Raw genomic sequence first — 14,548 nt, forward strand, 5'->3', positions numbered from 1 at the left:
GGAGGGATTTACAATGGCAACTGAAACAAAATTAGATAACGCACAGGTAGAAAACAAGGAAAATAAAAACGAGGAAAACGTTTCAAAAGAAAAGAACGGGTCAAAAGAAAGCAAAACAACAAGCAGCGGCCCAATCAAACGAGCAGTAGCAGGAGGCATCATCGGCGCAACGATTGGATATGTATCTACTCCTGAAAATCGAAAAAGTCTTCTTGACCGCATTGATACAGACGAATTAAAAAGCAAAGCATCGGATTTAGGATCAAAGGTAAAAGAAAAATCAAAAAGCAGTGTAGCCAGCCTGAAAACATCTGCAGGAAGCTTGTTTAAAAAAGATAAAGATAAGTCAAAAGATGATGAAGAAAACGTAAATTCTTCTAGTAGCGAAACAGAAGACGATAACGTTCAAGAGTACGATGAGTTAAAAGAAGAAAACCAAACTCTTCAAGATCGTTTATCACAGCTTGAAGAAAAAATGAACATGCTTGTTGAGCTTAGCCTCAATAAAAATCAAGATGAAGAAGCGGAAGATACAGATTCCGACGAAGAAGAGAGCGATGAGAACGAAGAAAACGGGCAAGACGATGAAAACGAAGAAGAAACGTCTAAGTCTCGTAAAAAAAATCAAAAAGAAAATGAGCAAGAAGACGAAGAAGAAAGTGACGAAGACAGCGAGGAAGAAAATGAAGATTCTCGCTCAAGCAAAAAGAATAAAAAAGTAAAAACAGAAGAAGATGAAGATGAAGACGAAGACGACGAAAGCGAAGAAAAAAAAGAAACTAAACCAAAAAAATCAACAGCTAAAAAATCAAAAAATACAAAAGCAAAGAAAAACACGGACGAAGAAGATGAAGACGCAACATCTCTTTCTAGTGAAGACGATACAACAGCCTAAGGTATAAAGGAGGAAAGAAATACATGAGTACAGGACCTTCTTTTTCAACTAAAGACAATACGCTTGAATACTTTGTGAAAGCTTCTAATAAACACGGCTTTTCACTTGATATTTCATTAAATGTAAACGGCGCTGTGATTTCCGGTACCATGATTTCAGCAAAAGAATACTTTGATTACTTAAGCGAAACGTTTGAAGAAGGCAGTGAAGTGGCTCAGGCGCTAAGCGAACAATTCTCTTTAGCAAGCGAAGCTAGCGAATCAAACGGAGAAGCAGAAGCCCATTTTATTCATTTGAAAAATACAAAGATTTACTGTGGAGACAGTAAGTCCACTCCTTCTAAAGGAAAGATCTTTTGGAGAGGGAAAATAGCAGAAGTAGACGGGTTTTTCTTAGGAAAGATTTCTGACACAAAAACGACGAGTAAAAAGAGTTCATAAAAAACGGCGGGGTGATTGTCCCGCCGTTTTTTAGTGATGTGATGAGATGTGTAGCTTCTTTTTTCGATACGTGAGCGGAGTCATCTTCATTTCTTTTCGAAACTGATTAATAAAATAGCTTGTACTATTAAATCCTACTTGATAGGCGACATCTGTCACATTTGCTTCTGCTTGCTGCAATAGGACTAAGCTTTGCTGAATTCGATAGTTTAATACATAGGTCAAAGGCGTTTTTTTTAACATTTTCTTAAAATATCGACAGCATTCAGAACGGCTCAATTGACCGGCTTTGGCAATATCATCGAGCGTAATCTTTTCAGCAAAGTGCAAATGAATCCAATTAAGCATTTGCTTCATCCGCTGATTTTTGATCATCTCTTTTTCATTGTATTTTAGCTGCAAACCGTTAAGAATTAAATTTTTCCAAAGTATAGTGAGCTCTGATGCAATCTCTATTTCATAGTGGTGCGGCTGCTTGTGGATCCATACGTATATCCTATGTATAGACTCTAAAATGTTGTTTCCCCATGCTTGATTAGGATTAATTAATAGATGTGATAGGTTCGTTGCATGAATGTAGGGATAGACGTAATTTGTAAAAAGCTCTTTCGGCATAAGAAAATGAGGAGAAACATTTAAGCAAATGTACACGCAGCCGGATTTGTGTATGTCTTCGGTCATATGAAGACATCCGCTGTTAATAAACAGTCCGTGGCCTTGTTTTACAGTCACTGTTTTTTCGTTTATTTGAAAAGACGCATCACCTTTTATAACCAACACAAATTGAAGCTCATCATGCCAGTGAAGAGGGATGTAGCCGTTTATGTGATCGCCGATCGTAGTTTGATAACATGCTACTGGCAGCTCAACGGTGCGATGGGTCGTTAGCTCTTTTAAGTTTTCACCAATTTTAAAATGGGCTGCTGGCATACATAGTCACCTCAATATATTTATATTTTTTAATGTAATATGCGTATATTTCGCCTGATTTTTCACTTATTATAACACTATTCTTATAATAAAAGTGAGGGATGAAAGATGAACAATCTCAGCAGAAAAAAAGGGTTCTTCTTTGTAACAACTGGAGCTATATGTTGGGGGATGGGAGGAACAGTTGCTCAAAAGCTTTTTCAAGAATTTGAAATCAGCGTGGACTGGCTTGTTTCAGTACGGTTGCTCATTGCGGGTTTTTTGCTGCTAATGATTTCATTCATGAAAAGTAACCGTTCTCAGGTATTTGGAGTATGGAAGAATCGAAAGTCAGCTTTTCAGCTCGTAGTTTTTGGGATAGTTGGTATGCTTGCTGTTCAGTATACGTATATGACTTCTATTAAGCATGGAAATGCAGCAGTAGCTACGCTGCTGCAGTATTTATCACCGGTGATGATTATCATTTATTTGCTTTTGCGCAAGCAGTCTATATTTACGCGACAAGACGTTATCACCGTACTGCTCGCACTAGGAGGCTGCTTTTTTTTATTAACAAATGGCTCTATTTCTCAGCTGTCTGTTCCTGTATCTGCCGCTGTTTGGGGAGTTTTTTCAGGTGTAGCGGCAGCGTTTTATACGTTGTATGCGGTGCCGCTAATCAAAAAGTACAGTTCGCTTGTCATCGTTGGCTGGTCAATGGTAATTGGGGGAAGTGTAATGAGCTTTATTCATCCCCCGTGGCAACTAGAGATGTCAAGCTTATCACCAATAACCTATGTCTATGTTTTATTTATCATTATTTTTGGCACGATGTTTGCTTTTTGGTTTTATGTAGAAAGCCTGCACAGTCTTTTGCCTAAAGAAACGAGTTTACTTGGAAGTTTAGAACCTTTAGCCGCCGTTTTCACAACCGTTGTTTGGCTGAAAGAGCCTTTTGGTTTTTATCAATGGATGGGCACAGCCTGTATTATTGGCTTGGTTTTATTGCTGACGCGAACGAAACAAGCGTCTTCTGAGACTTCACTTTCCGTATAAATGGGGGCTTGCTTGCTAAAAGAAGGAGCAGATGAATGTCACTTTGCTGCCGGAGCTGTAGAAACTCGTTTAACTTTTAAAATCTTTACATATTGAATAAACACTCTTTCTTTTGTAGAGACATTTAATTTAGCAAGTCTTGACGCGTCATCTCGGTTTTTAGCAGATTCTATCATAAAAGTTCCTTTAATTTTGGCTTCATCTTTTAGAACGGAATAATGTATTTCAAATCGTTTTGCTTTCGTTTTCTGCATAATGATAGGCTCCTTTGGCTGATAGATTGATGTATGGTTTGTTATGAAATAATCTTCGATAAAAAGGAAGAAAAGAACGTAACATATATTACTAAATGAAATGCGCGGCGGCAGTGACTTTTCTCACACAGCACAACCTAGTATTTCATCTTTTTACCAAAAAAGATAGGGTGTTTTGCCGTCGCTGCTTATAAAATCTTTTATTCTTTCTGCTTGACCTAGAGTTAACTCTATGGTTTATCTTGTAGTAGTATCATTTCAAGGAGGGGCTTTACATGAAGTATCATACAATTGCTAATACTGACTTACACGTATCAAATTTAATTATGGGAAACATGCGTTTAACAGAGCTTTCTTTACAAGAAGCAGAGAAGCTAATCCGCACAGCGATGGAAGAAGAAATTAACTTTTTTGACCATGCTGATATTTACGGTCCTGATTATGTAGGACAATGCGAAGAATATTTTGCAAACGCTATACAAATGAATCTAAGTCTTCGTGAAAAAATGGTGATTCAAAGTAAATGCGGCATTAACTCAGCGAAAAATTACTATGACTTTTCAAAGAAGCATATCATAGACTCTGTTAACGGCAGCTTAGAGCGTTTAAAAACAGATTACTTAGATCTTTTATTACTGCATCGTCCAGATCCGCTAATGGACCCTGAAGAAGTAGCAGAAGCATTTAATGAACTTCAAAGCAGCGGAAAGGTACGTCACTTTGGTGTGTCGAACCACAACCCAGCGCAAATTCAGCTGCTTGAAAAATACATCAATCAAAAGCTTGTCGTAAACCAAGTGCAGTTCAGCATCGCACATACGCCAATTATTGATTCCGGTATTTCTTTAAATATGGGAATTGACCAAGCTGTTAACCGCGACAGCAGCGTGCTTGATTATTGCCGCTTAAACGATATAACGCTTCAAGCATGGTCGCCGTTCCAAAACGGATTTTTTGAAGGACCTTTCCTAGGTGATAAAGAGAAATTTGGAAAGTTAAACGAAGTGATTGATCGCATCGCAAGTAAATATAGCGTGACGAATACAGCGATTGCCGTTGCATGGATTACAACTCATCCTGCAAACATTCAAGTAGTGCTTGGTACTACAAATATTCAACGCATGAAAGATGCAAGCAAAGGTTCAGAAATCAAGTTAACGCGCGAAGAATGGTATGATATTTATAAAGCCGCTGGCAACATGGTGCCTTAAGCGCTTTAGTCCTTAAAATAAAACAGGTAACTCCGTTCGGATATGGAACGGAGTTACCTGCGTTTTACGATAGGGACCTGCTGGTTAGGATAGAAAAAAGTGCAGCAGCAGCTCAATTATTTTTGTGATGCCAAGACCTAATAAAAAGGCAATAAAACCGCCAATTACAATGGTAAGCATCATGTGAGCAGTATTCATCGTATCATCCTTTCTGGTTTAAATATGTTGCTGCTTGTACAAACGGTTTAGCCCGCAGCATAAAGAGCGCAATGAAGAAGACTATAAAAGAATAAATCCTCGAGATAGCTAGAGGTCAAGGCAAACTCACCATGTTTTTCTGAGAAGTTTAAGATGTAGGAGGAAGCAGTATGACGTATACCATTTCACAAGTTGCGAAGAAATTGAACGTTACAATTTATACCATTCGCTATTATGATAAAGAAGGGCTGTTTCCATTTTTAGATCGTACAGCGTCAGGGAATCGCATTTTTAAAGAACAAGATATTGAATGGATCGATTTAATTTGCTGTTTAAAAAGCACTGGTATGCAAATTAAAGATATTCGGACGCTCATTGAAAACTGTACGCTTGAAAATGCCGTGCTTGATAAAAGTCTTCAAATGCTGATGGATCATAAAAAAACAGTGCAAAAAGAAATCGAAGAAATTCATCACAAACTTGAAACCATTGATTACAAAATCAAGCATCTGCCGGAAATGTACGAGCGAATTGTTAACAAGCCTTCAAACTAAACAAAAAAGGAAGCGTAAAAATGATCGAAAAAGTAGTACCTCTTACTGCAGAGAATATGCAGCAGTGCATTAACTTGTATATGAATGTATTTACAAAAAAACCTTGGAATGAGCCGTGGAAAGAAGACTCCGCTAGAGAAAGGCTGACTGATTTACTGAACACACCTAAATTTATGGGCTATTTATTTTACGACCAAGGAGATTTGATTGGAATGATTGCAGGTCATGCGAAAAAATCATACAGCGGTATGACCTTTTACGTGGCCGAACTTTGCGTCAGCGCGAGCGTGCAAGGAAAAGGATACGGTTCAGCTATCTTAAATCGGTTTGAGAACGAACTTCAAAAGCACGATATCAACAGTTTGTATCTTTTAACAGCGACTGGAGGAGCTGCACAGGCGTTTTATGAAAGAAACGGCTATACTGTAAATAATCAGCGTGTCGTCTTGAAAAAAGCGTTTGTGTAATTTTTAGTATCTACATAGAGCAGGAAGAGAGTTGCAGAGTGACTCTCTTTTTAATTAATCTTTTTATCTATTACTATGTAGAAAAAAAGGAAGTATGAACAAGAAAAATAAGGTAATGAGAAGCGATAAACAAGGAATGATAGATTAAAAAGCCTGTAGCTTTTCTCAGTGGTGAGTCTCATTATTATCCGGTTCATACGCACACTTAAAAACAGTGCCCATTATGTGGACACTGCTTTTTCATAATAAAGTGGAAAGCTAGCTTTTGGTAAAAAAATTAGTGGAAATGAAGCTGTTCATTATTATTTCTAATAATTAGCAACCGCCAAATCCTCCCCAGCAAGCACAGCCGATGATGATTAATAAAATGAATAATACGATGATTAAAGCAAAGCCACTGCCATACCCGCAGCCGCCGCCGTAACCATAACCGCCATAACCACAGCCACCATAGAAGCCCATATATTTCACCTCCAAGTTCTGAGTACATTTTTAACATATGCCCGAAATGCAAAAGTGCTCCAAAAATATCCAACAATTTCAGTGGAAATAAAAAAAAGAAAAGAAAATAAGATGGACACGGTACTTTTTTTCACTTTCTACATAGGATGAATCATCCCAAGATCTCATATATGAGCCCCCATGTTATAACGAAGCAGGCTAATACCACTTCCTCCTTAGCCTGCGTACATAATGAAGTAGAAGCCGAAGTATTTTTTCTTCGGCTTTTTATTTTTTACCATGAAATAAAAACGTTAGTACTTTCCTTATACCAATCTAAGTGAAGCATGATCCGCTTCTTTTTATATGCATTAGGTACTAAAGCGTAATCAAGTTCATTTTCATATGAACATAACAATTTGCATTTTTTTCGTAGTTCTTTTCCCTTATTTTCAGCATAACTAAGATATTTGCCCAAGACAGCGAATAGGTAAATGCATATTCTTGGGTGAAAGCAAAAAAAACAAAAAAAACGGAGGTTTCTCTTATGAATTCAGAAATGCATTTTTTACCTACTATGTATTCTCAAGATCATCATCAACTTCAACACGCAGATGAAAGGTTTATTGGCAGACCGTTTGGCTTTGGCAGACCGTTTGGTTTCGGACGCCCGTTTGGTTTTGGCTTTGGCAGACCATTCGGCTTTGGCTTTGGAGGCCCATTTTTAGGAGGCTTAGCAGGAGGGTTAGTAGCTGGCTCACTGTTATCACCATATGGCTATGGTGGCTACGGATACGGTTACGGTGGTTATCCGTATGGTGGCTATGGCGGTTACGGATATGGCTTCGGCGGCTGCTGTTAAACGTAAATAAAAAAGCCAGGGTAAGTGTTTCTTATCGTCATTCTTTTTTGTAAAGAAATCTGTTTTTGAACATACGGTTATCCACCCGCAGTTAATCAGAACGTGCACCCCATCTAATATAAAAACCACTTGGTGATTTTTCCAGGTGGTTTTTGATTTTTACATAGTGAAGAAATAAAAATAGTAGCAGAAAGGGATAAAGAAAAGAGATTAGAACCGTACGTTTTGTTCTTTACATTCTAGAAAGAAACGCTTACTATGTGAGAAAATGGAAAACTTTAATTAAGCATTCTTTTGACACAACTTTCTGTGAGAAGCAAAAAGGGGAGAGAGATAGCATGATCGAAAGTCATACTATTTATTTACGCCCGTTAACTGTCAACGATGCGCTTGACAGCCTTCGGTTACAAAGTGATAATCGCCACTTCTTTGAACAGTTTTCTATAATTCGAGAGGATTCTTTTTATACGTTGGAAAGCCAAGTAGAAAAAATTCAGCGTCACGAAGAGAACAGGAAAAACGATCAAGAATACTATTTTGGTCTTTTTCAAAAAGAGAATAATAAGTTGATTGGCACCATTAGTCTTTTTTAAGTGCTGCGCGGATCTTTACAAAACGCATTTATCAGCTATTTTCTAGAGCAGCATCATAATGGAAAAGGGTATGCAACAGAAGCCGTAAAAGCGCTTGTTAGCTATGCGTTTGAAGAGTTACATCTTCACCGCATTGAAGCCGGTGTCATGCCCCGTAATTTGCCTTCTCAGCGCGTACTAGAAAAAGCAGGGTTTCATAGGGAAGGAATTGCTAGAAAAAATGTAAATATTAATGGCATATGGGAAGACCATCAAGTCTTGGCTATCCTTAACCCCAACGATGAAATATAAGAAATAAACGAGTTCTTAAAATTTTGATATACGTTTTCGAATTTAAAATTTATAATGAGAATAAGAGAATAGAACAGTCTATATTTAAATAGTAGGTGACCAAGGTAATGGAAGAGAGGAACATCAATGAAAAAGCCGTTTGGGATGTATTGCAGATGGCTAGCGAAGTAGTCGGAAGCAGGACGCTGTTTGTAGGGATTTTCGACGAACAATTTTCAGTTATGAAAGCCTTTAATAAAGAAGGGGGAAGTCTTGTAGAAGATGGACTGACCCTGCCGTTAGAACTTGCGGTATGCAACTTAGTCACATGCGATGAACCCCTTGTTATTCCCAATACAAAACGCGATGTCAGAACGTCTAGCTTAGCCATCATTGATGGTGCTAGGGTAGGTTCTTATTTAGGAACACCTATTGTGCTAGAAGACGGGAGAATGTTTGGTACCTTATGTGCGGTCGATCCGGATCCTTATGAGTTTAGCGAAAGTGAAATCCAAGGATTAAACCGACTGGCTGGTATTTTGTCTCATATTATTTATAAAAATCAAGCGGCTGTTTTGCCGAAAATTGAAGAGAAAATTCTGCAGCTCGATAAATTAGCGCTCGTAGGACAGCTAGCAGCAGGACTAGCTCATGAGATTCGAAACCCCATGCAGTCGGTGCGGGGCTTTATCCAATTTTTATTTAATGAAAATGATCAGGCTGAGCCCTTTCAAAAAATTGTTCTTGATGAACTAGATCGTATGAATGAACTCATTAATAACTTCTTGCTTGTAACGCAGCCAACAGCTCCTAAAAAAGAAAACGTATCGATTGTAGAAGTTATTCACGATACCGTTGCTTTCTTGAAAAGTGAAGCGGCGCTATACAATGTCGAAATGAACGTAAGGATAGAAGGAGCCATTCCGCTTGTATCAATCGATCCTGCTCAAATGAGACAAGTGTTTATGAATCTTTTGAAAAACGCCATCGAGGCAATGGAGAAAAAGAAACGAGGCGAAGTAAATCTGATCATCAAAGAATGGGAAGGTTGGGCTTTTATTGACATTCAAGATACCGGTTCTGGCATTCCGCTATCCATTATTAATAAAGTAGGAAACCCATTTTTCTCAACAAAAGATGGAAGCGGCATGGGGTTAGGGCTTTCCATTTGTAAAACCATCATCAACGAGCATAACGGTACGCTTGCGATTGAAAGTAATGAGAACGGGACAGTGGTGACGGTGAAGCTTCCTTTGACACTTTAAGATGAAACAAAAAAGAAAGGAGAGTACGTACTCATCCTTTCTTTTTTTCTGAACTTTCACGAAAAGGAATAATATGGTATATTTGAAGAAAAAGGAGATGATTGAACATGAATAGTTTAAGAAAAAAGTAATGACTTATTTCATACATAAAAATTAGCGTCAGAAAGGAACAGATATATGAAAAGTATTCAGTATTCAATCGTTGATGTATTTGCACAAGGAAAATATACGGGAAATCAGCTCGCTGTTTTTCAAGACGCAGGAACTCTTTCAGATAAAGATATGCAGCAAATTGCTAAAGAAATTAATTTCTCTGAAACGACGTTTATTACGTCGACTTCTACAAAAAAAGGAGAATATGACGTGCGGATTTTCACTCCTAATGAAGAGGTGCCATTTGCAGGGCATCCGACACTAGGAACCGCTTATGTTATTCGAGAGGAATTAGAAGAAAAAGATACAGGGGAGCTTATTCTTCATTATAAAGCAGGCCCTACTCCCGTTACATACGATGAACAAAAAGATGTACTATGGATGAAACAAAGCCAGCCAACATTTGGGAAAGTGCTAGATAAAAAGCAAGTGGCGGATGTGTTAAACCTTGAGGAAGCTCATATCGATACGCGTTTTCCTGTTCAAGAAGTATCCACTGGTCTGCCGGTCATCCTTGTCCCTTTGATATCTTTAGAAGTAGCTAAAAAGATAAACGTAGACAAAGAAAAATATTTTAAACTGATAGAAAATACGGAAGCTAAAGCGATTATGGTATTTTCACCAGAAACCTATCACGAAGATCATCAGTTAAACGTGCGAGATTTTGCTGATTATTACGGCGTGCCAGAAGATGCAGCAACCGGCAGCGCCAACGGCTGTTTGGCAGCATATTTAGTTAAATACCGTTATTTTAAGCAGCCCGTGATTGACATACGTGTAGAACAAGGATACGAAATAGGAAGACCGTCTTTACTGCATGTAAAAGCTAGTTATGACGGAGAGAATTTTCATATTAAAGTAGGCGGCAAAGTAGAGATGATTGCGCGCGGTGAATGGATTTTGTAACAAGCTGTTCATCTGCTGTTCACAATAAATCCTTATTCTAATAAAAACGCAATATGACTACGATGTTTGGTTACACTAGTAAACATATAGAAACTGAAAGAATAAATGATGGCGGCCAAAAGGCCGCCATTTTAAATGGGTGATAAAAGGAGTGGCAGAGGAAATGATTCACATTTTACTGGCGAATGACGATGCCCATATGCGGCAATTGGTTCGCCACTATTTGCAGCTTGAAGGCTATATGGTGCATGAAGCAAAAGATGGAGAGGAAGCTTCGGGTCTGCTTGTTAAGCAGCACATTCATTTAGCGGTTGTCGATATTATGATGCCTCATAAAGACGGATATCAAGTGTGCGAAGAAATACGCAGTTATTATGATTTCCCCATTATTTTATTAACAGCAAAAGACCAGCTAGAAGACAAAGAAAAAGGCTTTTTAGCAGGAACAGATGACTATGTGACAAAGCCGTTTGAACCAAAAGAATTGATTTTTCGAATCAAAGCGCTGCTTCGCCGGTACGAAGTGGTAAATGAAAAAATGCTTGAGCTGAACAACACCTCTATTGACCGAAAAAGCTATGAAGTGCATTGCAACGGACAGCTGTTGATTCTTCCAATGAAAGAGTTTGAGCTATTAGCTCAGCTTGCGAGCTATCCAGGAAGAATTTTTACGAGAGAAGAATTAATTCATCTGATATGGGGAGCGGATTTTAATGGAGATAACCGCACAATCGATGTACACGTAAAAAGGCTGCGCGAACGATTTGAACGTACCGATGATTTTGTGATTACGACGGTTCGAGGAGTCGGCTATAAGCTTGAGGTGACAGCAAAATGAAGACGCTCTATTTGCGAATCGTCCTCACGACGATTGCTGTGATGGTATTTAGCAGTCTGTTAGCGTTTATTTTAGCAAACTCCTATTATCAGTACAGCTTAAAACCTTATAACGATCAAAAGCTTACGCGCATGGCAAAAGACATTGCCGCCTTTTACGAAAGTAATAGAGACGTGGATCAACAAGCTTATTTACAGCATATCAGTAAATTAGGCTATCAAATGTATGTGGTGGACAGCAGAGGACATGGGACGTTTTACGGACGGGAATTTAGAAATCAGCGCTTAGAAAAGAGTGCTGTTCAACAAGTACTGGACGGAAAAATGTATCACGGAATTGCAAACTTTCCTTCACAGGTGTTTGTGACTGGCTTTTTTGATAATGTGTTATCCAATACCATCGGCGTGCCGTTAAAAGGAGAAAGTAATAAGCAGCAAGCGCTGTTTATTCGACCTGATATTCAGCTGCAGTTCGGGGAAATGCGCATTTTTTTCTCGGTTATTGTACTGCTGATGATTGTATTGAGTATTTTATTTGTGCTTATTAGCACGCGTTATTTAGTAAAGCCAATCGTCAAGCTAACGGAAGCGACGAAACAAGTGGCAAAAGGAAAATATAGCGTCGAGCTGTACGTGAAGCGCCGAGACGAAATCGGCGCGCTTGCTGCTCATTTTTCCGAGATGGCTAAAAACTTAGAACAGCTTGAAGAGATGAGGCAAGAATTTGTATCTAATGTGTCACATGAAATTCAGTCTCCGCTGGCGTCCATTCAAGGATTTTCGAAAACGCTCCGTTCTGCACATCTTTCTGATGAACAAAGAAATGAGTATCTGTCTATTATTGAAGAAGAAAGCCGGCGCATGTCGTCGCTTAGCAAACAGCTTCTTACGCTTGCTTCACTTGATAAAGAAAGCGAGCATATCGACAAAAGCACGTTTGATGTTGCAGCTCAAATCAAGCAAGTGCTGTTTATGACAGAGTGGAGCTGGCGCGAAAAAGAGCTAGCCATTGAAATGGATCTTCCTTCAACGATAATTTCAGGCGATCAAAAACTGCTTCATCAAGTGTGGACAAATCTTATTACAAACAGCGTAAAGTTCACTGAAGAAGGCGGAACGCTGTCTCTTCGCGTTCATATGGAAGGCACGTATTGCCACGTAGAATTTCAAGATACGGGAATCGGCATGTCAAAAGAAAGCCTCCCGTATATTTTTAATCGTTTTTATAAAGAAGATAAAGCAAGAAGTCGGACAGAAGGAAGCAGCGGTCTTGGTTTAGCGATTGTAAAGCAAATTGTCGAGATGCACGGGGGCTCCATTCACGTTGAAAGTGAAAAAGGAAAAGGCAGCACCTTTCATGTCTATCTTCCGAAAATGTAATGAGCTGTTCATCTTCCATTCATTTTCTATTTTTATACTTTAAATAGAATCAAAAAAGGAGATGAAAGAAAGATGTTTTTGGCTTTACGTGAATTGAAACATGCGAAGCTGCGCTATTTACTCATTGGCGTGATTATGGTGTTAATTGTATGGCTTGTGCTTTTTGTATCAGGCTTAGCAAAGGGCCTCTCCTCTGACAATGCTTCAGCTGTTCAAGAAATGAACGGGAATTACGTTGTGCTTCAAAAAGAAGCGGATCAGCGCCTGACGCGTTCTGTTTTATCGATAAACAAAACAAAAGACATTCAGCAAATCAGCGGCAAGAAAAAAGCTGAGCCTCTTGGCGTTATGATGACGGCGGTTATAAATGAAGGAAAAGAGAAAAAAATAGACGCCTCGTTTTTTGCTGTAAGCACAAACGGATTTTTAGCTCCGAAGGTAACAGAAGGTAAGATGATTACAGACGATTCTAAACATGAAGCCGTGGCGGACTCTTCGCTAAAAGGAGAGGGAGTAAAACTCGGTGATACGATAAAAGATACGGCTTCAGGAAAAAGCTTTACGATTGTTGGTTTTACAGAGAATCAGTCGTTTAGTCACGCGCCTGTCATTCATATTAATCTGAACGAGTGGAATACACTTGAAAGCACAGGTGCTTTTAATGCAGTGGTATTAAACATGAACGATAAAAAAGCAAATGCTCTTCAAAAAAAGGTAGCTGACATTGACGTGATTAGTAAAAGTGAAGCGTTAAAAGGAATTCCTGGTTATCAAGAAGAACAGGGCTCGCTGTTAATGATGGTCGCGTTTCTTTTTATCATTGGAGCCTTTGTATTAGCCGTTTTTTTCTATGTGATGACGCTTCAAAAAATGAATCAGTTTGGCGTGTTGAAAGCTATAGGGGCAAAAACAAGCTATTTAGCGCGAACGATTTTATCTCAAGTGGTTGTCTTAACTTTATGTAGTCTTGTCATTAGTATTGGGCTGACATACGGAGTAGCTGCAGTATTGCCGAATTCGATGCCGTTTGACTTAGACCTGTCGCTAATCGCAGGCTGTTCGGCTCTGTTTGTAGCTGTTTCTGTACTGAGTTCATTATTATCGCTGTATCGCGTAGCAAAAGTAGATGCGGTTGAAGCGATTGGGAGGGCTGTTTAATGAGTGAAGAAAAATTAGTTTTAGAACGTGTTAGCAAGTCTTTTGGAGACGGAGAGAACTCTGTAGTTGTGTTAAATGAAGTATCGCTGTGTGTGAAAGCCGGAGAGCTTGTGGCTATCGTTGGGCCTTCGGGTTCTGGGAAAAGCACATTTTTATCCATTGCAGGCGCCCTGCTTTCACCGTCTAGAGGGCGTGTGATTATTGACGGTAGCGAGATTAATGAAATGTCTTCAGCGCAAATGAACAGCATTCGTCTGAAGAAAATCGGCTTTATCTTTCAATCAGCTAATTTAATCCCATATTTAACGGTTCGCGATCAGCTGCTTCTTGTAACCGAACTAGAAGGAAATCGAAATAAAGAAGCGAAAAAAAGGGCGGATGATTTGCTCGAAAAACTAGGGCTTGCTCATCGAAAGCATCACTATCCTGAAAGTCTATCGGGAGGAGAACGCCAGCGGGTAGCCATTGCAAGAGCGTGGATGAACAACCCTGAAATTATCTTCGCAGACGAGCCGACGGCAAGCTTGGATTCAGAGCGAGGAAGAGCAGTCGTTCAAATGCTCGCTGATGAAGTGAAACTAAGGGGAAAAGCAGCTGTAATGGTTACACATGACCAAAGAATGCTGGATTTATGTGATCGTGTTGTGTGGATGGAAGATGGAAAATTAGTAGAATCAAATAACGTGAAAGTCTAAAAAA

General features: G+C 39.0%; 16 protein-coding genes and 1 pseudogene. 14 read left to right on the top strand and 3 right to left on the bottom strand.

Going from position 1 to position 14,548, the window contains the following annotated elements:
- Positions 1 to 13: 13 nt before the first annotated feature.
- The gene (gvpT, locus tag M3225_RS07890; RefSeq protein ID WP_251392298.1) at positions 14 to 895 is read left to right on the top strand and encodes a GvpT/GvpP family gas vesicle accessory protein; all 882 of its coding nucleotides are present in this window, start codon (positions 14 to 16) and stop codon (positions 893 to 895) included.
- 23 nt (positions 896 to 918) lie between these two features.
- The gene (gvpU, locus tag M3225_RS07895) at positions 919 to 1,335 is read left to right on the top strand and encodes a gas vesicle accessory protein GvpU (protein ID WP_251392299.1); all 417 of its coding nucleotides are present in this window, start codon (positions 919 to 921) and stop codon (positions 1,333 to 1,335) included.
- 30 nt (positions 1,336 to 1,365) lie between these two features.
- On the opposite strand, the gene M3225_RS07900 is transcribed toward gvpU, so the two are convergent.
- Positions 1,366 to 2,265, bottom strand: coding sequence for an AraC family transcriptional regulator (locus M3225_RS07900; RefSeq protein ID WP_251392300.1), 900 nt, complete (start codon positions 2,263 to 2,265; stop codon positions 1,366 to 1,368).
- A 108-nt stretch (positions 2,266 to 2,373) separates the two neighbouring features.
- Between M3225_RS07900 and M3225_RS07905 the strand changes: the two genes are divergently transcribed.
- Positions 2,374 to 3,300 carry a DMT family transporter gene (locus tag M3225_RS07905; protein WP_251392301.1) on the top strand — a complete coding sequence of 309 codons (927 nt, stop codon included), beginning with the start codon at positions 2,374 to 2,376 and terminating at the stop codon, positions 3,298 to 3,300.
- Positions 3,301 to 3,338: 38 nt separating this feature from the next.
- Here the strand turns inward: M3225_RS07905 and M3225_RS07910 are convergent, their stop codons facing one another.
- Positions 3,339 to 3,554 (bottom strand): hypothetical protein, encoded by a 216-nt coding sequence (locus tag M3225_RS07910; RefSeq protein ID WP_251392302.1) that lies wholly within the window; start codon positions 3,552 to 3,554, stop codon positions 3,339 to 3,341.
- A gap of 275 nt (positions 3,555 to 3,829) precedes the next feature.
- Between M3225_RS07910 and M3225_RS07915 the strand changes: the two genes are divergently transcribed.
- The 3 genes from M3225_RS07915 (at position 3,830) to M3225_RS07925 (ending at position 5,984) form a co-directional block, all read left to right on the top strand.
- The gene (locus tag M3225_RS07915) at positions 3,830 to 4,765 is read left to right on the top strand and encodes an aldo/keto reductase (protein WP_251392306.1); all 936 of its coding nucleotides are present in this window, start codon (positions 3,830 to 3,832) and stop codon (positions 4,763 to 4,765) included.
- A gap of 368 nt (positions 4,766 to 5,133) precedes the next feature.
- Complete coding sequence (locus M3225_RS07920; protein ID WP_251392307.1) at positions 5,134 to 5,517, top strand: MerR family transcriptional regulator; 384 nt, start codon at positions 5,134 to 5,136, stop codon at positions 5,515 to 5,517.
- A 20-nt stretch (positions 5,518 to 5,537) separates the two neighbouring features.
- Positions 5,538 to 5,984, top strand: coding sequence for a GNAT family N-acetyltransferase (locus M3225_RS07925; RefSeq protein WP_251392309.1), 447 nt, complete (start codon positions 5,538 to 5,540; stop codon positions 5,982 to 5,984).
- A gap of 315 nt (positions 5,985 to 6,299) precedes the next feature.
- On the opposite strand, the gene M3225_RS07930 is transcribed toward M3225_RS07925, so the two are convergent.
- Positions 6,300 to 6,446 carry a YjcZ family sporulation protein gene (locus M3225_RS07930; RefSeq protein WP_251392311.1) on the bottom strand — a complete coding sequence of 49 codons (147 nt, stop codon included), beginning with the start codon at positions 6,444 to 6,446 and terminating at the stop codon, positions 6,300 to 6,302.
- 526 nt (positions 6,447 to 6,972) lie between these two features.
- On the opposite strand from M3225_RS07930, the gene M3225_RS07935 reads away from it, so the two are divergent.
- From M3225_RS07935 to M3225_RS07970, 8 genes and pseudogenes are all read left to right on the top strand, one after another.
- The gene (locus tag M3225_RS07935) at positions 6,973 to 7,287 is read left to right on the top strand and encodes a hypothetical protein (RefSeq protein WP_251392316.1); all 315 of its coding nucleotides are present in this window, start codon (positions 6,973 to 6,975) and stop codon (positions 7,285 to 7,287) included.
- Positions 7,288 to 7,625: 338 nt separating this feature from the next.
- Positions 7,626 to 8,171 (top strand): annotated as a pseudogene (locus M3225_RS07940) (GNAT family N-acetyltransferase).
- A 107-nt stretch (positions 8,172 to 8,278) separates the two neighbouring features.
- The gene (locus M3225_RS07945) at positions 8,279 to 9,415 is read left to right on the top strand and encodes a GAF domain-containing sensor histidine kinase (RefSeq protein WP_251392317.1); all 1,137 of its coding nucleotides are present in this window, start codon (positions 8,279 to 8,281) and stop codon (positions 9,413 to 9,415) included.
- A gap of 177 nt (positions 9,416 to 9,592) precedes the next feature.
- Positions 9,593 to 10,474 carry a PhzF family phenazine biosynthesis protein gene (locus M3225_RS07950; RefSeq protein ID WP_251392318.1) on the top strand — a complete coding sequence of 294 codons (882 nt, stop codon included), beginning with the start codon at positions 9,593 to 9,595 and terminating at the stop codon, positions 10,472 to 10,474.
- Between the two features lie 163 nt (positions 10,475 to 10,637).
- The gene (locus tag M3225_RS07955; RefSeq protein WP_251392320.1) at positions 10,638 to 11,312 is read left to right on the top strand and encodes a response regulator transcription factor; all 675 of its coding nucleotides are present in this window, start codon (positions 10,638 to 10,640) and stop codon (positions 11,310 to 11,312) included.
- Positions 11,309 to 12,691 carry a sensor histidine kinase gene (locus M3225_RS07960; RefSeq protein WP_251392323.1) on the top strand — a complete coding sequence of 461 codons (1,383 nt, stop codon included), beginning with the start codon at positions 11,309 to 11,311 and terminating at the stop codon, positions 12,689 to 12,691. The genes M3225_RS07955 and M3225_RS07960 overlap by 4 nt, the downstream gene beginning before the upstream one ends.
- 72 nt (positions 12,692 to 12,763) lie before the next feature.
- Positions 12,764 to 13,849 carry an ABC transporter permease gene (locus tag M3225_RS07965; RefSeq protein ID WP_251392325.1) on the top strand — a complete coding sequence of 362 codons (1,086 nt, stop codon included), beginning with the start codon at positions 12,764 to 12,766 and terminating at the stop codon, positions 13,847 to 13,849.
- A complete protein-coding gene (locus M3225_RS07970) occupies positions 13,849 to 14,544 on the top strand; it encodes an ABC transporter ATP-binding protein (RefSeq protein ID WP_251392327.1) in 696 nt (231 codons plus the stop codon). Before M3225_RS07965 ends, M3225_RS07970 begins: the two co-directional genes overlap by 1 nt.
- Positions 14,545 to 14,548 lie beyond the last annotated feature (4 nt).

The organism is Priestia aryabhattai (assembly GCF_023715685.1).
GTDB classification, from domain to species: domain Bacteria; phylum Bacillota; class Bacilli; order Bacillales; family Bacillaceae_H; genus Priestia; species Priestia aryabhattai_B.